This is a genomic window from Gilliamella sp. wkB112 (assembly GCF_001690685.1).
In the GTDB taxonomy this organism is placed as follows: Bacteria; Pseudomonadota; Gammaproteobacteria; order Enterobacterales; family Orbaceae; genus Gilliamella; species Gilliamella apicola_J.
In genome coordinates, this window is sequence record NZ_LZGL01000003.1 from 159,383 (window position 1) to 184,984 (window position 25,602).

Consider the following 25,602-nt stretch of genomic DNA (forward strand, 5'->3'; position numbering starts at 1 on the left):
TTTATTTGTTGTCAGATAATGAATCAGGAATTGGTAAATTATTTGGTGTAGCTGGTTTGTCACCGCCGTATTTATGCCAATGTTTTAATTGATATACCCAAGCTAAAATTTGCGCCACCGCAGTATATAATTCGGTGGGTATGGTTTCTCCTATTTCGCCATGACGGTACAACGCTCGCGCTAGCGGTGGTACTTCAAGTTGCGGAATACTATGTTCGTTAGCTATTTCTTTAATGCGCTGTGCTATTTTATTGGTGCCTTTAGCCAAGAGTTTAGGCGCTAACATAGTTCTTTCATCATACTGTAACGCCACCGCATAATGGGTGGGATTGGTGATAATTACATTGGCTTTGCTTACATCTTTCATCATGCGGCGCCGGGCTATGGCTTGTTGCATTTGCCGAATACGGCCTTTGATTTGCGGGTTACCTTCTTGCTCTTTAAATTCATCCTTAACTTCTTGTTTAGTCATTTTTAGTTTTTTCAAATTGCTCCAAATCTGATAGAAAATATCAAATCCCACCATCGGGATTAAGGCGGTAACGCTTAATATTCCACATACAATGAGCAATTGCATGGCTTTGGTTAACGCCTTAGCAAAATACATATTAGGTAAGCTAAGTAAGTCAGAAAAATTAGTGATGAGAAAAACCAACACTACCGAGGAGATCAAAATAACTTTTAATATACTTTTTAATAAATCAGCCACAATTCGAGTACTAAATATGCGAGCAAAACCACTGATAGGATTTAATTTCTTAAAATTAGGTTTAATTGAATGGAAACTAAATAGCAAGCCGCCGATGCATAGGGGCGCAATAATGGCAATGATCACTAAAGCCAAAAATATCGGTACCATTGCCCAAAATCCAGCCGCGGTGCTATTAACTAAATTGAAGATCATCAGCTTATCATCATTAATACTTGGGGCAACCCGCATAGCGGTTTGAATGATGGTGATTAAATGGGTAACTAGGTTGGCCCCCATTAACCAAAATATAGTAAAAGCGACCACTAAAATTAGTACTGAAGTTAATTCACGGGAACGGGGGATTTGCCCTTGCTCTTTGGCTTTTTTTATTTTGCTGTCTGTGGGTTGTTCGCTTTTATCTGCATCACTATCGTTAGCCATGATGGAAGTTAATAAAATTATCCCGTCTAATTAGAATCACCTTTACAGTATGAACGCAATTAAGCCAAGTTATTGCCGCGAACAGACGCTATTTTACTGGCTATTTGTGCCGTTTGCTGTCGATTTGAGCTTAATAATACTCAAACTTTAACCCGGTTAGCGGCAACAATTTCAGTTTGTTGATAGCCATTGTTGGTATAAGTTACCGGATTATTGATGTTTCTTAGGTAATTAATGGCTTGTTGGGTTTTATCTATGCGCTTTTGAATGAGTAAGCCATTATCGCGATTTATTTTAGCTAATAGTTTAGTGGTGGCAGTTATTGATTGCCATTGGCTGGCGAGTTTGGGATTGTCGCTATAAGGTGATTTTAGGTTGTATTGTTTACTGATCGCTACTCGTTGGTCATCGAGTAATTTTAATTGAATGAGTAATTGGTTTTTGTTATTTATGATGTCATTCAATTGGTTAGTTAAACTATGGTTAATTAATAGTTGTTGTTCATTTTGTAATACTTCGGCAATAGTGGGTAACATTGCACTAATTTTATTTAAGATTTCATCCAACTCTAACATCAATTATTTCCTTTCAACGCTAATTTATTGCCCCAAGTCTTGCTGTATTTGTTTAATTAATTCATCGGCGATTTTATGTGAATTAACCACTAATTTACCCTCGGCGATGGCTTGTTTTATTTGGGTGACTTTGTCTAAATTAACATCATGTTCCGTTGTTTGTAATAATGTCAGTGTTTGTTGACTTAGACTCACATTGGTACCGCTAGTAGCGCTATTTTTCGTCGTTACAGTTGCCGGTTGCCGTTTATGTTGCTCACTTATGGTTTTAGGATTAAGTAACTTAGATATTGTAGTAACAGATTTGCTAGCATCGATACTCATAAAATTCCTTGGATTAACATATTAAGATTTTAACTACTGGGTTTAGTTTAATTATCGGCAAAAATTGCAAAAGCATTAATTTTATTTATGGATTAATCATTACCCCATCACTGGTCACTATGCCTTCAATAATATTGCCAGAATTAAGTCTGACATTGATGTGATCGTCTAACACGGCATTATTAAGTGTTTTACCATTGGTGACGATTTGATAACCATCACCATTAATAATGACTTTAACTATTTGCCCGGCTTTTACTAACCAATTTTTTTGTAGCATAGCCGTTTTTATGGGTTCATCAGGCTTAATATTGCGTAAAGCAATATGATTAAGGGCTTGAGCTTTATCCAAAATAACGGCTGTCGGCAACGTATCAAGGCGACCTGATTGTAAGCGAATATGTTGCTCAGTAATTACTGTGCCAGCACTAATAGCTTGCTTGGCAACCACATAATTGCCACTAATCGCCACATTTAGCTGTATAAATTTGGTTTTATGGTCACATTGGGCACTAATGGTTACCTTCCCAGCAAATTTTTGCTTATTTAATAGCGTTAATTGTGGTTGCTCACAGCTTAATTGCGGCTTGGGAGTTAGGTAAGTAATCGTAATATTAGCGATTGTTTGATTGAACTGTTGCGCAATTAATTGATTAATTTGCTGATCCAGTGAGCTTGCCATAGCGGTATTCCAACTAATTAAAATACCAACTAAGGTGATTAATCTTACAATAATGGTCATGAGTGCCAGGGGTTAAACGAATTTGTCAGCAGATTTTACTGTATACCGAAATTGATTGAATGTAGAAATAGGGGCTATTTTTAGCGTTATTTATGGGATGATTTTTTTTTGATTAACATAAAATCTTAATTAAGCAACAAAATGAGATGATTTTATGTTCAATAAATTAGATAACTTTGTTAACTTCCACCAACAGGCATTGAATGTGCGTGAACAGCGGCAAAATATATTATCTGCCAATATTGCCAATAGTGACACGCCAAATTATCAGGCTCGCGATATTGATTTTAATGCCGAGTTAAATAAAGCGCTTAAACAACAAACTAGCATTAATAATCTGCAACTTAATATCACCTCCAATCGACATATGCAAACTTCTATCCCCGTCGCGATTAATCAAAACTTACTTTACCGCATTCCTTATCAAGTAGCCGCGGATGGTAATACGGTAGAAATGGATCAAGAACGTACTGCATTTATCGATAACAGTATTCATTATCAAAGTAATTTAACCTTTTTAGGTGAGCAATTTAAAAACGTGATGTCAGTATTACAACAAGGATAATAATAATGAGTTTTTCTATTTTGGCAATTTCTGGTTCGGCTTTGATGGCGCAATCACAACGCATGAATGTTAGTGCCAGTAATTTAGCCAATGCTGATAGTGTAACTAGTACCTCGGGAACGGCTTACCGTGCGAAACAAGTCGTCTTTCAAGTAGATGATAACGGTTACCAAAATGTGGTGGCAGGAGTTAAGGTGATCCAAGTTATTGAAGATCCGGCACCAATGAATTTAGTGTATGAACCTAATCACCCATTAGCTGACGCTAAAGGTTATATTCAAAAGCCCAATGTTGATGTCGTTGCCGAAATGGTTAATACCATTTCAGCCTCACGTAGTTATCAGGCGAATATTGAAGTGATCAACACCGCCAAAAGCCTAATGCTAAAAACGCTAACTTTAGGGCAATAATAGGAGAAACTTATGGGGATTGCTAATGTGCCAGTGGCAGAGTCTTCAGCAGTCAAAAGTACTAATACTACTCAAAAAACGTCAGCAGATGGCAATTCCAGTAAGGAGTTGCAAGATAACTTTTTGGCGCTATTGATTGCACAAATGAAAAACCAAGATCCAACTAATCCAATGGATAATAGTCAATTAACGTCGCAACTGGCACAAATTAATACCTTGGCCGGAATCGAAAGACTCAATACCACGTTAGGTATGGTTTCCGGGCAGATTGACGATAGCTTATCGGTTAATGCTAGCAATATGATTGGTAAAGGCGTTATGGTCCCAGGCAATAAAATTTTGGTGGCAACATCTGCAGCAGAAGGTTCAAGTACAGAAAATGAAACTATTACTACGCCATTTGGATTTGAACTGGTGCGTGATGCTGATTCGGTAATCATCACCATTCAGGATGAAAATGGCAATGTAGTGCGTGAAGTGGATTTAGGCGCTATTCCTGCTGGGGTTAGTTCATTTACTTGGGATGGAGTACTCAATGACGGTACCGTAGCCCCTGATGGTAGCTATACATTTACGGTTAATGCTAGTAATGATGAGCAAAAAGTGTCATCTACTCCATTAGCTTATTCTGTCGTATATGGTGTAATTAATAGCAAAGTTAACAATAAAGTATTACTGGATTTAGGAATACTGGGTTCAATAAGTATTGACGAAGTTCGTCAGATTCTTTAAGGAGATAAAGTTGATATGGGATTTTCTCAAGCAATTAGTGGTATGAATGCTGCATCTAAGCAATTGGATGTAATTGGTAATAATATTGCCAATTCCGCAACAGTAGGATTTAAGAGTGCTAGCATCTCTTTTGCCGATATGTATGCCGGCTCAAAAGTAGGCATGGGGGTGAAAGTGGCTGCGGTGATGCAAAATTTTAACGATGGCACCACTACCACCACCAATAATAGTTTAGATGTGGCGATTTCCGGCAATGGCTTCTTTCGGTTAGTGGATAGTAGTGGCCAAGTTTATTATACTCGCAATGGTCAATTTCAATTGGATTCTGAGCGTAATATTATTTCGGCGGATGGTTTACATTTAACGGGATACCTTGCTAGCGGAACACCACCAACAATCCAACAAGGGTCAGCGCCAGGGCCGTTAAAAATTTCGCAAGAAATGCTCAATGCGTCGGCAACTACTAAAGCATCATTACAAACCAATTTAAATTCCAATAGTAAAGCCCCCGAAAAACAACCCGTCAATCCATTGGATGCTGATACCTTTAATTACTCAACTACCATCAGTACTTACGATTCGCTAGGTAATCAACGTAATGTTCAGTTTTTTTATGTAAAAACCGCAGATAATCAGTGGGATGTGCATTATCTGGATAGTAGCGATCCTAATGCAACCTTGGTAAAAGGTGGGCAAATGGAGTTTGATTCATCCGGTAAATTAATTAGTGATCCGCAAATGACTATTAGCCTTAATGGCATCAATGGCTCGGCAGCTAATACCTTTAGTTTATCGTTAGCTAATAGTTCACAACAAAATATGGGTAAAGAAGTGGGTAGTATCAAAACCCCAATTGTCGATGGCTATGCACCGGGTGATTTAGTCGGTTACAGCATTAATGATGATGGTTCTATTTATGGCATCTACTCTAATCAACAAACCATGTTATTAGGGCAAATTGCCATGGCCGATTTTGCGAATGTTAATGGCTTGGAATCTGCCGGTAATAATAATTGGCGAGCAACCATTAATTCCGGGGCTGAAGTATTAGGTTCGGCTAATTCTGGTACCTTGGGATCATTAACCAACGGTGCCGTAGAATCATCAAACGTAGATATGAGCCAAGAGTTAGTTAATATGATTGTGGCACAGCGTAATTATCAATCTAATTCGCAAACCATTAAAACTCAGGATCAAATTCTAAATACATTAGTAAATTTACGTTAATTTAAGGGTGCTCAATGGATCGTGTTATTTATACCGCTATGTCCGCAGCCAGTCAGGTGCTTAATCGCCAGTCGGTGACTACGCATAATCTGGCCAACGTGACTACCACGGGATTTCGAGCGCAATTAACTACTATGAAAGCCGTTGCCGTAGTAGGTAATGACCAGCCGACACGGACTATGGTAACAGCTACTACGCCGACTTTTGACTCCACTTTAGGTGCATTTAATTATACCGGACGCGAGTTAGATGTTGCTTTACCCGAAGATCATTGGCTGGCGGTACAGTTAGCTGATGGTAGTGAAGCGTATACGCGCAATGGTGCGATTGACATTGATGAAGATGGTACCCTCAAAATTCAGGGTCATCCTTTAATTGGCGATAATGGCATTTTGACAGTACCACAACGTTCACATGTGAGTGTCAGTGGTGATGGTACATTAACGGCTTTAGGGGCGGGTGATAAACCGACAACAATTGCTCAAGTGGGTAAAATTAAACGCGTCCATATTGAGCGTAACCAGCTTATGCGTGGTGATAATGGCTTTTTTCAATTAACGCCAGCAACTAAAAATGAGCGTGGAGCAGTGCTGCCGGACAACCCTAAAGCTGTGCTTATGTCAGGTGTGTTAGAAGCGAGTAATGTAAATCCAGTTTCAGCAATGGTTGATTTAATCAGTCATTCACGCCAATTTGAAATGCAGATGAAAGGAATTATTACCGCGGATGAAAATGCCCAAAAAGCCAATCAAATTTTATCATTAACTTAACAAGGAAGAACCATGATTAAATCATTATGGATTGCCAAAACTGGATTGTCAGCGCAACAAATGAATATGGATGTTATTTCCAATAATTTAGCTAATGTCAGTACCAGTGGTTTTAAACGGCAAAGAGCAGTTTTTGAAGATTTATTATATCAAACGGTGCGTCAACCGGGTGCTCAGTCCTCAGAGCAAACCACATTACCATCAGGGTTACAAATTGGTACCGGTGTGCGGCCAGTGGCTACCGAACGTATTCATAGCCAAGGTAATTTGGAATTAACCGATAATAGTAGTGATGTTGCCATTAATGGCCAAGGTTTTTTTCAAGTGTTATTACCGGATGGTACTCAGGCTTATACGCGTAGTGGCGCATTTCAAGTCAACCAAAATGGTCAATTGGTTACTGCTGCCGGTTATGAAATTCAGCCAACGATTAATATTCCGTCTAATGCAATCAAAATGACAGTTGCTCGTGATGGCATTGTTAATGTGACGTTAGCCAATCAATCATCCCAAGTGCAAGTAGGCCAATTAACCTTACATACTTTTATCAATGATGCTGGTTTAGAAAGTATGGGTGAAAATCTGTATTTAGAAACCGAAAGCTCAGGAGCACCAACTGAAAATACACCAGGCTTAAATGGTGCCGGGTTGTTATACCAAGGTTATACCGAAACCTCTAATGTTAATGTTGCTGAAGAATTAGTCAATATGATTCAAGTTCAACGGGCTTATGAAATCAATAGTAAGGCTATTTCTGCTTCAGACCAAATGTTACAACGATTAAACCAGTTATAAATTTGAGCATGTGACAGCTGTTATGATAGCCGTAATGAGATTTTTGTATATTCCGCTGCTAGTGATTTTATGTGGTTGTGCGCAATTACCTAAAAAAGCTTTAGTTGAAGGGGAAACCAGTATTGTCCCGAAAATGCCTGAAATTGTGAATGCTAATGGTTCAATTTTTCAGTCGGTACAACCGAGTAGTTTTGGTTATCAGCCGATGTTTGAAGATCGCCGTCCGCGTAATATTGGTGATGTGTTAACTATTGTATTGCAGGAAAATGTCAGTGCCAGTAAAAGTTCCTCAGTTAATGCCGGTCGTAATGGTTCAGCTAATCTTGGGGTTAAAGCCGTACCCACTTTCCTCGATGGTTTAGTCGGTCGTGGCAAAGTTGATACCGATATTTCTGGTGATAATGACTTTAAAGGCTCGGGCGGGGCTAATGCTAAAAATACCTTTAGTGGCACTATAACCGTTACCGTGCAGGATGTGATGATTAATGGTAATTTGAAAGTCATCGGTGAAAAGCAAATTGCGATTAATCAAGGCACTGAATTTATTCGTTTTTCAGGCGTGGTCAATCCCAGAACTATCAGTGGTAATAATACCGTCGTTTCGACACAAGTTGCGGATGCACGGATTGAATATGTGGGCAATGGTTATATCGACGAAGCGCAAACCATGGGATGGTTGCAGCGCCTGTTCTTAAACTTTTCACCATTTTAAAGAGTGTTTTTATGATAACAACATGGCGTAAATTAATTGTCTTCATTTTGATGTTATTGGTTGTACCTATGAGTCATGCGGAACGTATTCGTGATTTAGTTACTATTCAAGGTGTCAGGGAAAATGCCTTAGTTGGCTATGGTATTGTGGTTGGTCTTGATGGCACCGGAGATCAAACATCACAGACTCCGTTTACGATTCAAAGTATTACCAATATGTTATCGCAATTAGGTATCACGGTGCCGACAGGTAGTAACATGCAATTAAAAAATGTTGCGGCGGTGATGGTTACCGCGAAGTTACCCTCGTTTGCTCGTGTTGGTCAACAAATGGATGTGGTTGTATCGTCTCTAGGTAATGCAAAAAGTTTACGTGGCGGTACCTTAATTATGACACCATTAAAAGGTACCGATAATCAGGTATATGCTATTGCCCAAGGTAATCTTTTTGTTGGTGGCATGGGGGCTAGTGCTAGCGGTGGCAGCAGTGTCAGCATTAATCAAATGGCGGGGGCGACTATTCCTAATGGTGCTACTATTGAACGGGAATTAGCTACCAGCTTAGATAAACAAAATATTATCCACCTGCATATGCATCAGTTTGATTTTACCCGGGCGTTAAAAATATCAGAAGCCATTAACAAATTACAAAAAAATTCGGCCACAGCATTAGATGGTATGACCATTGCTTTAAAAATGCCCAAAGAGAGTAATAATCGGGTACAGTTCTTATCACGAATACAAAATTTGGATATTGCTAGTACGCCAGTATCAGCCAAAGTAGTAATCAATACTCGCACTGGCGTAGTGGTGATGAATCAAAAAGTTAAATTGGATAATTGTGCGGTTGCTCATGGTAATTTATCGGTAGTGGTTAGTAATAAATTAAATGTGAGCCAACCCACTACACCATTAGCTGGTGGCAATACAGTAGTCGTGCCGGACAGTCAAGTTAGTATTGAACAGCAAGGTGGCGCGTTACATAACGTATCATCTAGTGCCGATTTAAATAAGGTTATCAACTCATTGAATTTACTTGGGGCAAATCCAACCGAATTAATGTCTATACTAGAAGCACTGAAAACCGCAGGTTGTTTACATGCTACCTTAGAAACAATCTAATCGAAAAGAAGATATTATATGCGTAATCTAATGGGTCAATCGTTAAACCGTTTTGCTTATGATTTAACTGGTCTTAATCAGTTAAAACAACATGCAGCTAAAGGTTCTACCGAGAGCGTTAAACAAGTAGCGCAACAATTTGAATCATTATTTATTAATATGATGATGCAAAGTATGCGTAAAGCAGTACCGCAAAGCGGTTTATTTAATCAATCATCCTCACAATTATTTACGGCAATGTTTGATCAGCAAATTGCGCAACAAGCAGCGGGTAAGGGATTGGGATTAGCAGATATGCTGACTAAACAATTAACCGGCGGCGCATCTCCTTCAGTTAATGTTAACGCACAAACTCAAGCTCAAAAACAAGCCAATAATAGTCAACCGCAGCTTTATTTAGCGCAATCGTTGTTTAGTGATAAATCGGCCAATCTTACGCCACAAGCCTTAGGACAATTACTTTATCGCAATAATCAAACGCCACCGTCACCACCATCGAGGGAAAATTCAGCCATCACGGCTAACACGGCTACGCTTGCAGATGATTATGTGACTCAATTTGTAAAAGATTGGCTTGAGCCGGCCAAACAAGCGGCGAAAACATCGGGCATTGCATATGAAGTGATTATTGCCCAAGCAGCTTTAGAAACCGGATGGGGGCAAAAGCAGATCACAACTGCAGATAATCAATCCAGTCATAACTATTTTGGTATAAAAGCCACGTCATCTTGGCAAGGTAGGTCTACGCGGTTAACCACCCAAGAATATATTAATAATACCATGATTAAAGTTAAGGATGATTTTAAAGTCTATAATAGTAAGCAACACGCCTTAACTGACTATCTGAATTTATTAACTAAAAATCCACGTTATCGTGGAGTGGTCAACGCACCGGATGCACGCACTGCTGCCAAAGAATTACAGGCAGCACATTATGCTACTGATCCGCAATATAGTGATAAACTTATCCAAATTATTGCTCGCATTGAGCAAATCGCCGCCAATCATTCGCTAACCAAGGTATCTGGTTTTAAACAAATTGTGTCCAGATAATGACATAGAAATTACATAAATTAAAAACGACATAAAATAAAAAAGGAGGGCTAACCCTCCTTGCTAGTTGTATGACTATTGCTGGCATTGCTTATAAATTATTTCATTTGAAACAGCGACATGTTTTGCATGTTCATAAAGGTATATTGTGCCGCCTGCAAATTAGCTTGTAGCATAACGTATTCCGAAATCGCGTCATACCAATCAACATCTTCAAGTTGGCTGATTTGAGTTTCAAAATCAATGTCTAAGGTTTTGCCGTGATTAGTTAATCTTTCAATTTCGTTTAATACCGATCCACCTTCAGATCTTAGCATTGAAATATTATTAAACGAATTTTCTATGCCATAACTGGCTTTCGAGAGTCCTTCTCTAAATTGTTGGCTAGCGGTTGGGCTGTTACCATCAATACCGATTTTTAAGGCAGCAATTGCATAATCAATGCTGGCAAAAATATTACTCTCGGCGGGTGAACCATCCGGTAATTTAATATTTGAGTCGCTCATAAATACTTGTAGCCCGGTAAAACTAAGGGCAACCTCTCTGCTATTGTCAATAAGCACGGTAATTGATGTGGTACCACCAACATAGCTCACATTGCCAGATTCATCAGTGACAAACGGTGGAGTATCGTTTTTATTGCCAGCAAACAGATAATTACCATTAGTGTCTTTGGAATTAGCTAAGGCTAATAATTGATCTTTTAAACCTTGTAATTGATTGGCTAGTTCAAGGCGATTGTCATCATTTAAAGTTTCATTAGCGGCATAAACTAAAGTTTCTTGGATTTTTTGAATGACAGTATTTACTTCCTTTAGTATGGTGTCTTGGCGACTCAATGATTTATCCGCACGGTCACGAGCAATTTGTAGCTGTTCATTTTGAGCTTGGGCTTGTTTTAGCGTTAGTGCTTGCGCGGCTGCCATCGGATCGTCTGATGGTGACAAAATTTTCTTACCAGTGGCTAAATGTAGCCCCGATGTTTGCCATTTACTGTTAGTATTTAAAATACTGTTTAAATTCTTTTGATACATTAAATTAGTACTAAGGCGCATGGGTTATCCTGTTATTACTTGGTTAAACCTAAAATGGTATCGAAGATGGTAGTTGCCGCATCAATTATTTTGGCATTAGCTTGATAATACTGCATATACACTTGCATCGAGATATACTCTTCTTCAACATTAACGCCTGAGATTGATTGATTTTGTTCGTTAATCTCTTGAGTAATATTTTGACTTGATTGTGCAGAGATTTTTGCGGTTTGAGTTTCGCTACCAATATAGCTGACTAAAGTCGAATAAGCTTTACTTAATGTGGCTGTGCCATTAACCAGTTTTTCATTTTGGATGGCTAGTAAGCGTGCTACATTACGATTGTCTCCGGCACCGTTTTCAGCATCATTAATGCCAGTGGCAAGTTTATTAACATCTTTAATTAATAGTTGTAATGATGAGGCAATGTCGGCAACAGGTTTAAGCATAAAAGAGTCACCACTAACTGGGGTACCACTAATTTCAATGCTTAGACCGTCAAATATTAATTTGCCATTTTCAATTTCAGGGGTGATTTGTTGGTGATCGGAAAGTCGTGTAATGACCCAATCATTGCTATTAAACTCTATTTTATAATCAGAGGCTTTAACGTCAGTAACTGAATTAAAATTGGCATTAATTGTGGCACTACCTTGATTGTTACTATTAGTAATGCAACTAGGTTGATTATACTCGAATAATTTTTCACCTTGATTACCATTTATATCAACACCTGAGGTATGTACTTCATTAAAACGTTGCGCTAAGTTTAAAGCGATTAAGCCTAATTGATTCTTTGCTTCAGTTAAAGGGCCATCACGAAATGTTAATAATCCATTCAAAGTGCCTGTGGTGATATTTTGGCTAGTTAGTTCCTGTGTCGCTCCTGAACTATGAGTGTAAATAATGGTGCTTAATTTTGGGTCATCTTTAGATGGCTGTACCGATAATTGGTTCACAGTTGAACCTTGAACCAAATTTAAGCCATTAGCTAATGACAGGTTATATTGCCCATTTTGTTCGGTTACGGTTATACCAATGATTTCACTTAATTCGTTGACTAACTGATCTCGTTGATCCAATAAAGCATTGGGTTCATTACCACCACTTACCGCTTGTAAATGTGAGATTTTTTGGTTTAAATCGGCAATCTGTTGGGTATAGGAATTGACTTTATCAACATTATTAGCTAACTCGGTATTGAGGTTAGCTATTTGATTGTTTAAGTTATTTTCAATTTTATTAAATTGATTAGTTAACGAAGTTAAATTACTGATAACTGTTTGTTTAATTGATGGATCACTGGCATTGGCTGACAGTTTGTTTAAGCTATCAAAAAGATTATTAATTTGTGATGAAATACTATTGTCATTTTCGGCAAGTAAGTTATCAACTTTTGATAATTCATTATAATAAGCTTTGATGGCGCCATTTTGTGATTGTGATTGACGCAATTGACCGACTACAAACTGATTATAGGCACGGTTTACGGCACTTACCGTAACCCCATTACCAATAAACCCAAAACCATGTTTGGTGCTGTTAGCTTGACTCAAAATTTGTTGTTGACGATTGTAACCAGGGGTATGCGCATTACTGATATTATTGCTTATGACGTTAAGCATATTTTGCGCGGCATTTAAGCCACTAATTCCTGTATTCATCAATGAATCGGCCATAAAAACTCCTAATATAATTCCGGTCAATAATTTGATTATCAAACTAATGGGGTATTAGTTATATCGGCTAAACTTTAAAAAACTTTAATTGTTTTTAGCTAATTTTGTCATTGATGAAAAACGCTGGTTAGCAGTCAGTAGTTATTCCGGTTTACTTGGTTGTAATTGTTTTAAAAAATCGATACCGGTCATATTATTTTCTTCTTCGATATATTGTTGTGCGGCTTTATTCAAGATTAACAGACTAATACGTCGATTGGCATCGGCACTATAATTAGGATTGTTTAAACCAACAGTGTCGGCTAATGCGATAATGCGGATGATCTTGCTGGAATCTAAACCACCGGCAATAAGTTCCCGCCTTGAGGCATTGGCACGGTCTGCGGACAATTCCCAATTGCTATAACCACGATCACCAGTTACATATTGGCGTTCATCGGTATGCCCTGATAAGGTAATTTTATTGGGTAAGGAATTTAAAATTGGTGCAAGGGCAAATAATATTTCTTGCATATTGGGGTGAATTACGGCGCTACCAATATCAAACATGGGTTGATCATCGGTGGCGAGAATTTGGATCCGTAATCCCAATTCAGTTAATTCAATGATTAAATTTGGCGCTAATTTTTGTAAGCGGGGATCAATTTCGAAAACCTCATTAATCTTGCGGGCGGTTTCAATAAACTGTATTTTTTCCAGCTGCTTTGATTCTAAATTTTCGGATTTAGAATTTATTGGCGTGTTTTTTTCTTCACCAAGTTGTTTAGTAACATCATCGCCACCACCGGGAATAGGGCTTTCGCTATCGCTGATATTTTTGCCACCATTATTATTAACTAGTAAAGGTGTTCTAAAATATTCGGCAATGCCTTGTAGTTCTTGGGGACTGGCTTTGGCAATTAGCCACATAACTAAAAATAATGCCATCATGGCGGTCATAAAATCAGCATAGGCAATTTTCCATGAGCCACCATGATGACCACCATTATGCTTCGATTTTTTGGAAATAATTATTCTTACTGATTTATCTTTCATGGTTAACTATTTTCAGCTTGGTTAGTATTTTTTTCTTTAACTTCTTGAATATATTTTTCTAATTCAAAGAAAGTTGGCCGTTCATTAGTGAAAATAGTTTTTCTACCAAATTCAATGCAGATTTGCGGTGCATACTCATGCATACTGGCGATAAGCATGACTTTAGTACACTCTAAAATTTTGATGGTATTGGCGTTTTTTTGTTTTAATAATGCCGCCAAGGGTGAAACAAAACCATATGCCAATAAAATACCTAAAAAAGTACCCACCATGGCGTGGGCAATAAGTTCACCGAGCTCACTGGCAGGGCGATCGGCTTGAGCTAAGGTGTTAATCACCCCCATTACCGCGGCCACAATACCAAATGCCGGTAAACCATCACCAACACTAGAAATGGCATCTACTGGCTTTTCCAGCTCATGGGCATTGGTTTCGATTTCTTCATTCATTAATGCTTCAATTTCGTACACGTCCATATTACCGCTGATCATCAGCCGTAAGTAATCGGTAATAAAATCACAAATTTGTGGATTAGCTAAGATGAGGGGGTATTGTTTAAATAATTCACTTTCTTTAGGATTATCAATATCCGCTTCGATAGATAAGCCGCCATTTTGCCTAATCTTGGTTAAAATGGTGTACATTAAATTGATTAAAGTTAAATATAGCGCTTTGTTATATTTGGACTTTTTAAATAGTTGACCTAGGGCTTTGAGTGTGGCTTTTATCACTTTTATTTCATTACTGACAATGAATGCCCCGATTGCAGTACCACCAATAATAAGTAATTCTAAAGGTTGAAATAGTACTGCTAAATAGCCGCCACTTAAAACATAACCGGCTAATGCAGAAATGATGACAACGGCATATCCTATAATAATTGGCATTGGTTTTCCTTTTTTTCCATAAAATAATAATTGTTATTTTTAGGTATGTTTAATCTCTCGTCGTTATTAGCCGCCTAAAACTTAGCAAAGGCTGATTTAAAGTTGTTTACGGTAGCTAATACTTGCAGGCATTTAGCATGATTTTCTTTAGGGGTTTTATTATTCTTTTCCGCTCTTGATGGTGGTTGGCATAAACTACAAATAAAACTATTATTGGGTTGGTAAGCATGAGTTATAAAACGACCTTTACATTCTTTGCAACAAGATTGTTGCATCACATCACTTTCAACAAATTTGACTAAGATCCAGGCTCGGGTTACGCCGAGTACGGGTCCTTCATCATGAGTTAATTGGCATTGTTCTAAATAGAGTTGATAAGCTTTTAAAATCGAATGGATACCGGGTTTACTGCCATTTTGTACTATAAAATGATAAGCGTTATAAAATATACTGGAATGAATATTAGGTTCCCACGTCATAAACCATGTGGTTGAAAACGGTAATAAGCCTTTGGGTGGAGGGCAACCATGAATTTCTTTATATAATTTAATCAGTTTGCCACGGCTTAATTTAGTCTCACTTTCGAGCATTTGGATCCTCGCTCCAAGTGAAATTAACCGAGTTGCTAATTGAACATCCTTATATTTTTGAATAATACTGGTATAACTCATCCGCATTTCCTATCTACTTATTAATTGAGTCTAATAGTAAGCTCGATAACAGAATCCCGGTATGCATTTGTTTAATATCTTTAACCCGAGAGTCTTCTGTAAGTTTTTTCATCATTTCTGAATTTTCGAATCTGAGTTGGAAGGTTAATTGGTTGGTTTCAGATAAAATTAACATTTGGGAGGCACTTAAATTACTTAGGATATCAGCAGTTTCTTCATCAATCCCTAATCGATACATTGCCATGATTTTATCTTTTTCAAGCATCCGTTGACTTAATAATAAAGTTGAAAGGTTCAAATGATGTATACATTTGAGAATATCGTCATCTAGTACATTACCCAATTTAATCACCAATCCATATTTTTAAATCCAGTATAAAACTATATATTCGTAAAAATATATGTCAGACAATGTTTTTATATTTAAAATTACATTTTTAAACGATAAAGGTCAATAGAAAAATTAATTTCTGTTTATTTTCGATAAATTGCGCATTAATTACGCTTTTTATTATTGATTTTCTATGATAGTACTTTACTTCTTATTCTTTTTATTGCTTGGCTATGCAGTTGGCTTACGCGTGATTCGGTAATATTCATGACCTTGCCAATCTCTTTTAGATTGAGATCCTCTTGATAATAAAGCGCTAAAGCAATTTTTTCTTTTTCAGGTAAATTATCAATTTGTTGGATAATAATGTTACGAATTTCATCGCTGATAATGGTAGTAAAAGGATTATTATCTTCCCCAGGTTCAATCATTACATCTATGTTATCACCTAACTTTTTTTGCAATTCATCGTATGAACATATTTGGCTAAAGTTAGAATCTAAGAGTATTTTATGATACTCAGCCAATGATACTTGCAAATATTCAGCAATTTGCTGATCTGTAGGCGCCACACCTAACTGTTGTTCTAATTGATTAATGGCATAAGTAACATCTTTTATTTTTTTACGAACTTGCCGTGGTAACCAGTCGCGCTTACGCAACTCATCTAACATAGCGCCTTTTATTCTAGGCACCGCAAAAGTTGCAAAGCTGTTACCTTGCGCTGCGTCATAGCGTTTAATGGTATCTAATAAGCCGATATAACCAACTTGGAGTAAATCATCAAGTTCTACTGTTGCAGGTAATCGAGCGACTAATTTTAAAGCTTCATTACGCACTAAATAGATATATTGTTGCCAATCTGTTTGATTCACTACACCTTGAGAGTTATATAAACTATCACCCATTTTCTGAACCAATATTAAAAATGCTTAATAGTATTATGGCGATGATTTATTAATTTAATGCGCGGAATAAGCCAATAAACAATAGGTAATTATTGTTATTAGAAAAATTATTAGGTATGTAATTGTTAGAAATAGCGTTGCTAAAAATAGTATTATTAAAACATTATTATTAAAAAATGGTTATAGCACTAACGATGTTAACTCGACAACGTTAGTGCTGGTTTCATTAATTGAGTATAACGACTAAATCAGTGGTTAATATCTTACTGAAGTAAAGATAATACTGATTGTGGCACTTGGTTAGCTTGTGCTAATACAGAAGTACCGGCTTGTTGTAAAATTTGACCGCGAGTCATATTTGATACTTCAGTGGCATAGTCAGCATCTTCAATACGGCTACGTGCAGAACTTAGGTTATTTACAGTGTTATTGATATTGGTTACTGTAGATTCAAATCGGTTTTGCACCGCACCAAGTTGTCCACGTAATGAATCAATTGTTGATAACGCTTTATCAATTGTTTTTAATGGATCAGCTGTTGGCGCATCAGAAACATTAAATGCCGCTAGGCCGAGTTCAGTACTATCAATTTTTTTCAAATTGATTTCAATGGTTTCACCATCATTAGCACCTACTTGGATTTTAAGAGTTTTATCTTCTGATAATACTTTGGAACCATTGAAATCAGTTTGACGAGACACACGGTCGATTTCTTCTAAACGTTCAGTAATTTCATTTTGGATAGATTGTAAATCACTTTCAGAGTTAGTGCCGTTAGCCGCTTGTACAGTTAGTTCACGAATACGTTGCACATTATTGTTAATTTCATTTAATGCACCTTCAGTGGTTTGTGCAAGTGAAATACCATCATTAGCATTACGCGCTGCTTGAGTTAAGCCACGAATATTTGATGAAAAACGGTTTGCAATTGCTTGACCAGCGGCATCATCTTTCGCGCTATTAATACGCATTCCTGATGACAGACGTTCAATTGCTGTGCCTAAAACACTTTGAGAATTATTTAGATTATTTTTTGCCATTAAAGACATAGTATTGGTATTAATTACCTGAGCCATTTTTTATCTCCTTAAATATAATTGGTAAAATCAACTGTATATTGAAGTTTGATTCAATATCTGTGCTGATGGATAAGTTATCGGTAGTAAAAATGGAAACTTTAGTATTTTTAATATTTATGTCGGTAATTATAACAATTTTAATACCGCTAATTTATTATTATTTAATTATAAATCAAATAATTAAAATTATTTAAACGCTAGGTTTAGCGTTAATCATCACCATAATTAATTATTATTAGCTAATAAATACCTAAACTTCTGCATTAATCAGCCGATACAACCCTATATCAAATAATTTTTATAGGTTGATTAAGTTATGGCTATGAGCGTATTAGGTATAGGTTCTGGGATTGATTTAAATGAAGTTTTAAATCAATTAGAGGCAGTGGAAAAAACGCGTCTTACACCGATTACCAGCCAACAAAAAACAGTTAATGCCAAAATTAGTGGTTTTGGTAAGTTAAAAAGTTCTTTAACCGCATTTAATACCGCAACCCAAAAATTACAAAAAAAAGAGTTATTCCATAGTCGCAATGCCGTTACTAACGATAATTATTTTGCGGTTAAAGTAAATAGTAAAGCGGCCTTAGGTAATTATGCGGTCACCGTTGATCAGTTAGCAACTTCCCACAGTGTTGCTACCACAGCAATGAATGATAAAACCGCTTTGCTTGGTAATGACAATGAATCACGAACCATTATTATTGAGCAAGCTAATGGCGATAAACTTGAAGTTGTTTTAGGTAAAGATGAGACTTCTTTACAAACCATTGCTGATGCGATTAATAATGCGCAAGTGACTAATGCCGATGGCACCGCTAGTGCTTCGACCATGAATGCTAGCATCGTGCGTTCAGGAACTAATAATTATCAATTAGTCATTACTTCCAAAGAAACAGGTGAACAACAAGCCATTACTGCTATCAGTTCGGATGATGAACAGCTAAATAGTGTCATTGGCTTTAATAACAAGCAGTCGGGTACCAGTGCAATGAGTGAAGTTTGCCAAGCTCAAGATGCTAAATTTACCTTTAATGGCATAGCGATAACTAGTGCGACAAATACCGTGAAAGATGTGATTGCTGGAGTGGATATTACTTTAAAAGCCACTACACCGACTAGTCAAAATTTAGCCATAACCGCTGATAATGACAAGGCAGAGGAAGCGATTAAACAATGGGTAGAAGCCTTTAATCAATTGCAATCAACCATAGCTACCTTAACCCAATTCACAGCTAAAGAAACCAATGCAGATGAATTAAATAATAGCAATGGCCCACTAATTGGTGATGCTACCTTACGGAATATTGATCAAAGTATTCGTTCGATATTTGCTAAGGGGCAAAGTGGCGAATTTACAGTTTTAGCTCAAATTGGCATTAACATGGATAACAATGGCACATTGACGATTAATGAAAATCAGTTGCAAAAAGCATTAAGCGAAAATAGTGATGCGGTGGCGCAGTTATTTATTGGTGATGGTGAAACCACTGGCATTGCCAATGAGGTAGTGGCTAAAGTTAGTAGTTTTATTGATAGTGAAGGGATGATTGATTCGGTCACTAATGGTTTAAACTCAACCTTAAAATCATTAGATAAACGTTATGAACAGGTGAATAGTTCTATTGAACAAACTATTGAACGTTATCGGGTTCAGTTTACGAAGTTGGATGTATTAATTAACTCTTTAGATAGCATGAGTAATTATCTCACCACGCAATTTGACATGATGACCAATTTAAAAAAATAGGACCAAACAATGTATAAAGTAGGATCTCAAGCTTACCAACAAGTGAATTTAGAAACTTGTGTTAGCCAAGCATCACCCCATCAATTGATTGTGTTATTATTTGATGGTGCACTCAATGCCATGCGCTTAGCTGATTTATACATCCAAAAAGGCAATATTGCAGGTAAAGGCAAAGCTATATCTAAAGCCATAAATATAATTGATAACGGCCTTAAAAGTTGTTTAGATTTGGAACAAGGTGGTGAAATAGCTGAAAATCTTGATAATTTATATCGTTACATTAACCAGCAATTAGTGCTAGCTAATTTACATAATGATCAGGATAAATTACACCTGTGTTTTGATTTACTCAATAATATTGCAGAATCTTGGCGTGAAATTGCTTAGTTATAGGAACGGATGATGCTAACAAGTAATTTATTAAATGATTATCAGCAATTTAATTTGCTTACCAAACAAATGGTACACATGGCGCGTGATCAGCAGTGGGATTTATTATTGGATTGCCAGACTCAATATCAACAATTATCCGCAGATTTAATCGATGAAGGTGAAATAACCACCATTAAACAATTAGCTAATTCTGAGCAACAGACAATCTTAAATTATATCAAAGAGATATTAAATCATCAGCAACAGTTACGCCAATTAATTTACGATCAACATACTAAACTTGGTCAATTAATTGGTGAGAAGGTTAGTCAACATTCACACATTCAAGATTATTATCAAGTTGCTAACTTGATTTAACTTAGATATTCATGTTCATAATTTCTTGATAAGCTGCAACTAGTTTATTGCGGACTTGAATGCCAAATTGCAATGATACTGACGATTTTTGCATATTAACCATTACTTGGTTTAATGCAATATTCGCCTCACCCATTTCAAAGGCTTTAGCTGTATTATTTGCCTGAATTTGTGTTTGACTAATAGCATCTAATGCCTTAGTTAATTCACTCAGGAATTGGTTATCATTGGTCAAATTGGGTTGTTGAACAATCCCTTCCATTACAGGTGATTTTGTTGCGGTCACTGAATTAAATGGATTTATCATAGTCATCGTTATTAACCTAACGGTTATTGGTTTTAATTACATATCTTAATCTAGCATATAAGTAAAATTCTAAAAGCTATAAGTAAGGGGTAAACAAGGTGCTTTTTAATCTATTGATTTTTTAAAATACACAGATAATAAACTATAGAATTAATCTAGCCAGTTTAGAATCGGGATTGTTATGGATAGCCAGAATACCGGCAATAAAGATAAATCAAAGCTAAATAAGTTACCTTTTATTAATCAGTTAAAACAAAATTATAAGATGGTACTACCCATTGTAGGCGTAATTATTATTGCTATAGCGAGTATTATCTATTTATGGCTTAAAGATGAAGCGTATGGTGTTTTATTTAGTAATTTGAATGATAAAGATGGCGGTGAAATTATTAGCCAGCTGGATAAAATGAATATCCCTTATCGTTTTTCATCTTCCGGTTCAACCATTCTAATCCCTGAAAATAAAGTTTACGACACTCGTTTACGTATTGCGCAGCAAGGCTTACCCAAAGGTGGAGCTATTGGTTTTGAGTTGCTCGATAAGGAAAATTTTGGCATGAGTCAATTCAATGAGCAGATCAACTATCAGCGTGCTTTAGAAGGTGAATTGTCGAGAACCATTGCCATAATTAGCAGCATTGCTGATGCTCGAGTGCATTTAGCAATGCCGAAGCCCTCGTTATTTGTTCGTGAAAGAAAGTTCCCTTCTGCTTCTGTAGCCTTAACTTTATTACCCGGACGAACTTTATCTCAAGGACAAATTGCTGCCATTATTCACTTAATTTCTAGCAGTGTTCCGGAACTACAAGCTGATAAAGTCACCATTATTGATCAACATGGTAATTTGCTAACCGGTGATAATTACCGCGAAAAAAATGCTAATGTTGCTCAATTAGAATTTAGTGAACGCATTGAAAATAGTATTCGTGAGCGTGTCGAAAAAATAATTATCCCGATTATGGGTAAAAATAATGTGATGGTACAGGTTAATGCTGATGTGGATTTTAGTCGGCAAGAATCAACCTCGGAAACATATGATCCTAATAGTGATTTGGCTAATCAAACTATGCGTAGTAAACAGCAAGTTGAAAACCGCCAATTAGCTAATAGTCAGGGTGTTGGTGGCGTGCCTGGTGCCTTATCTAATCAACCAGTACCCATACCGAGTGCACCAATTGATGAAGAAGCTCAATCAGCCGAAAAAGATGAAAAAACCAAAATTTATAATTCACAATCGAATAACACGGTAAATTATGAAGTAAATAAACAAATTATCCATAGTCAAATCCCCGAAGGGCGAATAAAGCGCTTATCCGTTGCGGTATTGGTTAACTATAAATTTGTGACTGCCGAATCAGAAGCAAATGAGAATCAAAAAAATGACAGTACTGCGGTTACTACCAATCATTGGACCAAACTGGATAGCGATGAGCTTAAAAATATTGAAGCATTAGCGCGCCAAGCTATGGGCTTTTCTGATTTACGCGGTGATACCTTAACAGTGGCTAATTTAAAATTTACCAATCAAATATTTGATGAGGATGACATGCCTGCATTTTGGAAAACGGCGGAATTTTACCAATTAGTTAAATCCATCATCCAATACCTAATTTTATTTTTAATCTTATGGTTGCTTTGGCGCAAGCTTTTAAAATCAATGTGGCTGAAATTACAACAGCAGTTTTTTAATACCCCAAATACAGCTACTGACACGCAGTCTAATTTAGACGGTAAGTTGGATTATAAAGCGCATAGTAAACAGCAACAGAAAATATTTGAAGATAATATGCAGCAGCAACAATATATTCGACAACTTGTCGAGAAAGAACCTCGAGTTATGGCATTAATTATCCGTGGTTGGATGCATAAAGGGGATGTTAATAAATGAAATTAACTGAATCTCAAAAAGCAGCTACGATATTAATGGTATTAGGGGAAGAACTTGCAGCCAAAGTGTTGCAATATCTTGGTCCTAAAGAGGTACAACAAATTAGTAGTTCTATGGTGTCATTACCGCAACTTTCTCAAGATCAATTGAAAAGCATCTTAAATGAATGCCAACTCACCTTAGAACAGTGTGCGGTGTTAAACACCAATACCAACACTAATGAATATTTACGTTCAATATTAGAAAAATCAATTGGTACAGAAAAAGCTAACCGTTTACTCGATGAATTGTTAGACACCGGTAGGGAAGACACCACCGATGGTCTTAAAATGTTAAATTATGTTGAAGCTGCTCGAGCTGTTGATTTAGTTAAAAAAGAACACCCACAAATTATTGCCACTATTTTAGTCCACCTAAATCGTGATTTAGCGGCTGAAATTCTAAATTTATTTGATGATGAATTACGTAATGATGTGATGTTACGAATTGCCACTTTTGGTGGTGTTGAGCCTTCGGCGTTGGAAGTTTTATCGACTTCTTTATCTACTTTATTACATGGTCAAAATGTAAAACTTAATAACTTAGGTGGTATCCGTACCGCGGCAGAAATTATTAACTTAATGAAAAGTCAGCAAGAAGAACTGGTTATTGGGGCTTTACGTGATTATGACGCAGAATTGGCACAAAAAATCATTGATGAAATGTTCCTATTTGAAAATCTCATTGAAGTTGATGATAGAAGTATCCAACGGCTACTTAAAGAAATCGATAATGAAACATTGATCATAGCCTTGAAAGGCGCATCAACTACCTTGCGCGATAAATTACTTAGTAACATGTCTCAACGTGCCGCGTCTATTCTGCGTGAAGATCTAGAAAATCGCCCACCAGTACGCTTGTCACAAGTGGAAACCGAACAGAAGAAAATTTTGGTTATAGCAAGACGATTAGCCGAAAGTGGTGAAATGATCTTAAGTAGTGGTGATGACGAATATGTATAATCAATCAAATATACTTAATTGGCAACCTCTAAATTTTCGGGATTTGTCGTCCAGTAAACGATCACAATTAAGTAAGGAAAAGTTCGCTAAAACCATTGATAATCCTGAATCTGAACCTCAACCAGTAATGGTGGCAGTTGATCCAGTTGTCATTGAGCAAGATTTACAACAATTAAAGGAACAAATTAAGGCTCAGGCTTATCAAGAAGGTTTTGATTTAGGTAAACAACAAGGTCTTATTGATGGCAATCAAATAGGTTATGAACAAGGTTTTCAGTTGGGTCAACAGGAAGGGCGACAACATATTGAACAACAACTTAATGCCGAAAAAAACAATGCAGTGCAGGCAATAACCCATTTAATGAGTAATTTTGAGCAGTCTCTTCACGATATTGACGAATTAATTGTGCCTAAATTAGTTGATTTAGCGTTATTAGCGGCACAAAAGACCGTTGGTTCACTCTCAAAAGTAAAACAAAAACAATTAGTTCATACCATCAAAACGTTAATAGAACAGTGTGCACTATTGTCGGAACCTTTGTTATTGCATCTTAATCCTGATGATTTGGTGTGGTTAGCGCCGCTATTGGGTGAACAAATTAAGCAAGATAATTGGCAATTAATCGCTGATCCTAATATTGAATCCGGTAATTGTAAGTTGTTGTCTGATAACAATGAAATTGATGCCAGTTGCACAAATCATTGGCAGATAATGGCTGATTGTGTTCATGGAGAAAGTGATTAAGGTGCGTTTTTCTTGTCGGTGGTCAACCAAAATTACTCAAGCACAGGAGCAATTGCAATCGGTATCCTTGATACGTCAATACGGGCGATTAGTTAAAGCTTCAGGATTGGTGTTGGAAGCGATCGGCTTAAAATTACCTTTAGGTTCAAATTGTTTTGTTGAAAGGCAGTTAGCCAATAAAACCGAAGCGGTGGAATGTGAAGTGGTGGGTTTTCATGATCAGGTGCTTTACCTGATGCCTTTTGAATCAACAGATGGTATTTTGTTAGGAGCTAGAGTTTATACAGCACAATATGAGTTGGCGTATTTTAGCCATAAATTGTTACCCATAGGCAAAGAATTATTAGGCCGAGTGCTAGATGCTACAGGTAAACCTCTAGATGGCAAACCTTTGCCTGATCATGTTAAGTTTCAAGGGCTCGCCAATAAAACCCTTAATCCATTACAACGAACGCCAATTCACCAAGTTTTGGATGTTGGGGTAAGGGCGATAAATGCCTTGTTAACGGTTGGTCAAGGGCAACGCATGGGGTTATTTGCTGGTTCTGGTGTTGGCAAAAGTGTTTTACTTGGCATGATGGCGCGTTATACCAAAGCCGATATTATTGTGGTGGGTTTAATTGGTGAACGTGGGCGTGAAGTTAAAGATTTTATTGAAAATATATTAGGTGCAGAAGGCTTAGCCCGCGCGGTGGTGGTTGCCGCCCCGGCTGATGTTTCACCATTATTACGCCTGCAAGGTGCGGCATATGCGACTAAAATCGCCGAGAGTTTTCGCGATCAAGGTTTTAATGTGTTACTGATTATGGATTCATTAACTCGTTATGCCATGGCACAACGCGAAATTGCTTTAGCCATTGGGGAACCTCCTGCGACCAAAGGATACCCGCCATCGGTATTTGCTAAATTACCGGCATTAGTTGAGCGAGCGGGTAATGATGCCAGCGGCAATGGATCGATTACCGCATTTTATACGGTATTGACTGAAGGTGATGATCAGCAAGATCCGATAGCTGATTCAGCTAGAGCCATTTTGGATGGGCATATTGTGTTATCACGAGCTTTAGCCGAATCCGGACATTACCCGGCTATTGATATTGAAGCTTCAATAAGCCGCGTAATGACTGATCTTACCGCCCCTGAAGATGAGCAAAAATCCCGCTTATTTAAACAACTGTTTTCAAGTTATCAGCGTAATCGCGATTTGATTAATGTTGGTGCTTATGTAGCGGGAACAGATGCCTTATTAGATAAAGCCATAACACTGTTCCCAATGATGCAAAAATTCTTACAACAAGGTATGCATGAACATTGTAGTTATCAAGAAGCATACCAACAGTTAATTAATATTGTGGCACCCGAGTTAACCGGTTAGGAGT

Annotated in this window: 29 protein-coding genes; 16 read left to right on the plus strand and 13 right to left on the minus strand. The window is 37.1% G+C overall.

The features are described 5' to 3' along the window. Position 1: 1 nt before the first annotated feature. The 4 genes from flhB to flgA all read right to left on the minus strand — a co-directional run bounded on the left by flhB (position 2) and on the right by flgA (position 2,773). On the minus strand, positions 2-1,132 hold the full coding sequence (gene flhB, locus A9G12_RS00825) for a flagellar biosynthesis protein FlhB (protein ID WP_065563986.1): 1,131 nt from the start codon (positions 1,130-1,132) through the stop codon (positions 2-4). A 140-nt stretch (positions 1,133-1,272) separates the two neighbouring features. Further along, positions 1,273-1,707: a flagella synthesis protein FlgN gene (locus A9G12_RS00830; protein WP_065563987.1), complete on the minus strand. Its 435-nt coding sequence runs from the start codon at positions 1,705-1,707 to the stop codon at positions 1,273-1,275. A 24-nt stretch (positions 1,708-1,731) separates the two neighbouring features. Further along, entirely contained in the window at positions 1,732-2,031 is a 300-nt protein-coding gene (gene flgM / locus A9G12_RS00835; protein WP_065563988.1) for a flagellar biosynthesis anti-sigma factor FlgM, read from the minus strand. 85 nt (positions 2,032-2,116) lie between these two features. Then, a complete protein-coding gene (flgA, locus tag A9G12_RS00840) occupies positions 2,117-2,773 on the minus strand; it encodes a flagellar basal body P-ring formation chaperone FlgA (RefSeq protein ID WP_065563989.1) in 657 nt (218 codons plus the stop codon). A gap of 154 nt (positions 2,774-2,927) precedes the next feature. Between flgA and flgB the strand changes: the two genes are divergently transcribed. From flgB to flgJ, 9 genes are read left to right on the plus strand one after another with little or no spacing between them, the layout of a single operon-like run. After that, the gene (gene flgB, locus A9G12_RS00845; protein WP_065563990.1) at positions 2,928-3,338 is read left to right on the plus strand and encodes a flagellar basal body rod protein FlgB; all 411 of its coding nucleotides are present in this window, start codon (positions 2,928-2,930) and stop codon (positions 3,336-3,338) included. A 2-nt stretch (positions 3,339-3,340) separates the two neighbouring features. Further along, positions 3,341-3,748, plus strand: coding sequence for a flagellar basal body rod protein FlgC (gene flgC, locus A9G12_RS00850; RefSeq protein WP_141674082.1), 408 nt, complete (start codon positions 3,341-3,343; stop codon positions 3,746-3,748). A 12-nt stretch (positions 3,749-3,760) separates the two neighbouring features. Further along, entirely contained in the window at positions 3,761-4,480 is a 720-nt protein-coding gene (locus A9G12_RS00855) for a flagellar hook assembly protein FlgD (protein WP_065563992.1), read from the plus strand. 15 nt (positions 4,481-4,495) lie between these two features. Next, positions 4,496-5,707 carry a flagellar hook protein FlgE gene (flgE, locus tag A9G12_RS00860; protein WP_065563993.1) on the plus strand — a complete coding sequence of 404 codons (1,212 nt, stop codon included), beginning with the start codon at positions 4,496-4,498 and terminating at the stop codon, positions 5,705-5,707. 14 nt (positions 5,708-5,721) lie between these two features. Continuing rightward, positions 5,722-6,477 carry a flagellar basal body rod protein FlgF gene (locus A9G12_RS00865; RefSeq protein ID WP_065555719.1) on the plus strand — a complete coding sequence of 252 codons (756 nt, stop codon included), beginning with the start codon at positions 5,722-5,724 and terminating at the stop codon, positions 6,475-6,477. 12 nt (positions 6,478-6,489) lie between these two features. After that, positions 6,490-7,272: a flagellar basal-body rod protein FlgG gene (gene flgG / locus A9G12_RS00870; RefSeq protein ID WP_065563994.1), complete on the plus strand. Its 783-nt coding sequence runs from the start codon at positions 6,490-6,492 to the stop codon at positions 7,270-7,272. A gap of 22 nt (positions 7,273-7,294) precedes the next feature. Next, positions 7,295-7,984, plus strand: coding sequence for a flagellar basal body L-ring protein FlgH (locus A9G12_RS00875; protein WP_065563995.1), 690 nt, complete (start codon positions 7,295-7,297; stop codon positions 7,982-7,984). Between the two features lie 11 nt (positions 7,985-7,995). Further along, positions 7,996-9,105 carry a flagellar basal body P-ring protein FlgI gene (locus tag A9G12_RS00880; RefSeq protein ID WP_065563996.1) on the plus strand — a complete coding sequence of 370 codons (1,110 nt, stop codon included), beginning with the start codon at positions 7,996-7,998 and terminating at the stop codon, positions 9,103-9,105. An 18-nt stretch (positions 9,106-9,123) separates the two neighbouring features. Then, positions 9,124-10,158: a flagellar assembly peptidoglycan hydrolase FlgJ gene (gene flgJ, locus A9G12_RS00885; protein ID WP_065563997.1), complete on the plus strand. Its 1,035-nt coding sequence runs from the start codon at positions 9,124-9,126 to the stop codon at positions 10,156-10,158. A 98-nt stretch (positions 10,159-10,256) separates the two neighbouring features. On the opposite strand, the gene flgL is transcribed toward flgJ, so the two are convergent. The 8 genes from flgL to A9G12_RS00925 all read right to left on the minus strand — a co-directional run bounded on the left by flgL (position 10,257) and on the right by A9G12_RS00925 (position 17,779). Further along, a complete protein-coding gene (flgL, locus tag A9G12_RS00890) occupies positions 10,257-11,213 on the minus strand; it encodes a flagellar hook-associated protein FlgL (protein ID WP_065563998.1) in 957 nt (318 codons plus the stop codon). Positions 11,214-11,227: 14 nt separating this feature from the next. Then, positions 11,228-12,871: a flagellar hook-associated protein FlgK gene (flgK, locus tag A9G12_RS00895; protein WP_065563999.1), complete on the minus strand. Its 1,644-nt coding sequence runs from the start codon at positions 12,869-12,871 to the stop codon at positions 11,228-11,230. A 141-nt stretch (positions 12,872-13,012) separates the two neighbouring features. Beyond that, positions 13,013-13,906 (minus strand): flagellar motor protein MotB, encoded by an 894-nt coding sequence (gene motB / locus A9G12_RS00900; RefSeq protein ID WP_065564000.1) that lies wholly within the window; start codon positions 13,904-13,906, stop codon positions 13,013-13,015. Between the two features lie 2 nt (positions 13,907-13,908). Beyond that, positions 13,909-14,793, minus strand: a complete 885-nt coding sequence (gene motA, locus A9G12_RS00905) for a flagellar motor stator protein MotA (RefSeq protein ID WP_065564001.1) — start codon at positions 14,791-14,793, stop codon at positions 13,909-13,911. Between the two features lie 74 nt (positions 14,794-14,867). Next, positions 14,868-15,464: a flagellar transcriptional regulator FlhC gene (flhC, locus tag A9G12_RS00910; protein WP_065564002.1), complete on the minus strand. Its 597-nt coding sequence runs from the start codon at positions 15,462-15,464 to the stop codon at positions 14,868-14,870. Positions 15,465-15,477: 13 nt separating this feature from the next. Continuing rightward, a complete protein-coding gene (gene flhD, locus A9G12_RS00915; RefSeq protein ID WP_065564003.1) occupies positions 15,478-15,807 on the minus strand; it encodes a flagellar transcriptional regulator FlhD in 330 nt (109 codons plus the stop codon). 179 nt (positions 15,808-15,986) lie between these two features. After that, complete coding sequence (locus A9G12_RS00920; protein ID WP_065564004.1) at positions 15,987-16,703, minus strand: RNA polymerase sigma factor FliA; 717 nt, start codon at positions 16,701-16,703, stop codon at positions 15,987-15,989. A gap of 263 nt (positions 16,704-16,966) precedes the next feature. Beyond that, positions 16,967-17,779 (minus strand): flagellin N-terminal helical domain-containing protein, encoded by an 813-nt coding sequence (locus A9G12_RS00925; RefSeq protein WP_065555731.1) that lies wholly within the window; start codon positions 17,777-17,779, stop codon positions 16,967-16,969. Positions 17,780-18,098: 319 nt separating this feature from the next. Here A9G12_RS00925 and fliD point away from each other — a divergent pair, with 319 nt between their 5' ends. From fliD to fliT, 3 genes are read left to right on the plus strand one after another with little or no spacing between them, the layout of a single operon-like run. Beyond that, positions 18,099-19,532: a flagellar filament capping protein FliD gene (gene fliD, locus A9G12_RS00930; protein ID WP_065564005.1), complete on the plus strand. Its 1,434-nt coding sequence runs from the start codon at positions 18,099-18,101 to the stop codon at positions 19,530-19,532. Positions 19,533-19,541: 9 nt separating this feature from the next. Further along, on the plus strand, positions 19,542-19,919 hold the full coding sequence (gene fliS, locus A9G12_RS00935) for a flagellar export chaperone FliS (RefSeq protein ID WP_065564006.1): 378 nt from the start codon (positions 19,542-19,544) through the stop codon (positions 19,917-19,919). Positions 19,920-19,934: 15 nt separating this feature from the next. Beyond that, complete coding sequence (fliT, locus tag A9G12_RS00940; RefSeq protein WP_065564007.1) at positions 19,935-20,282, plus strand: flagellar protein FliT; 348 nt, start codon at positions 19,935-19,937, stop codon at positions 20,280-20,282. Between the two features lies 1 nt (position 20,283). On the opposite strand, the gene fliE is transcribed toward fliT, so the two are convergent. Further along, positions 20,284-20,595 (minus strand): flagellar hook-basal body complex protein FliE, encoded by a 312-nt coding sequence (gene fliE, locus A9G12_RS00945; RefSeq protein ID WP_065564008.1) that lies wholly within the window; start codon positions 20,593-20,595, stop codon positions 20,284-20,286. A gap of 175 nt (positions 20,596-20,770) precedes the next feature. On the opposite strand from fliE, the gene fliF reads away from it, so the two are divergent. Genes fliF through fliI form a run of 4 tightly spaced genes read left to right on the plus strand, consistent with a single transcriptional unit; the run spans position 20,771 to position 25,598 of the window. Continuing rightward, entirely contained in the window at positions 20,771-22,477 is a 1,707-nt protein-coding gene (fliF, locus tag A9G12_RS00950) for a flagellar basal-body MS-ring/collar protein FliF (protein WP_065564009.1), read from the plus strand. Further along, the gene (gene fliG, locus A9G12_RS00955; RefSeq protein ID WP_065564010.1) at positions 22,474-23,478 is read left to right on the plus strand and encodes a flagellar motor switch protein FliG; all 1,005 of its coding nucleotides are present in this window, start codon (positions 22,474-22,476) and stop codon (positions 23,476-23,478) included. Before fliF ends, fliG begins: the two co-directional genes overlap by 4 nt. After that, positions 23,471-24,223: a flagellar assembly protein FliH gene (locus A9G12_RS00960; RefSeq protein WP_065564011.1), complete on the plus strand. Its 753-nt coding sequence runs from the start codon at positions 23,471-23,473 to the stop codon at positions 24,221-24,223. Before fliG ends, A9G12_RS00960 begins: the two co-directional genes overlap by 8 nt. Next, positions 24,207-25,598, plus strand: a complete 1,392-nt coding sequence (gene fliI / locus A9G12_RS00965; protein WP_065564012.1) for a flagellar protein export ATPase FliI — start codon at positions 24,207-24,209, stop codon at positions 25,596-25,598. The genes A9G12_RS00960 and fliI overlap by 17 nt, the downstream gene beginning before the upstream one ends. The last annotated feature ends 4 nt before the right edge of the window (positions 25,599-25,602 follow it).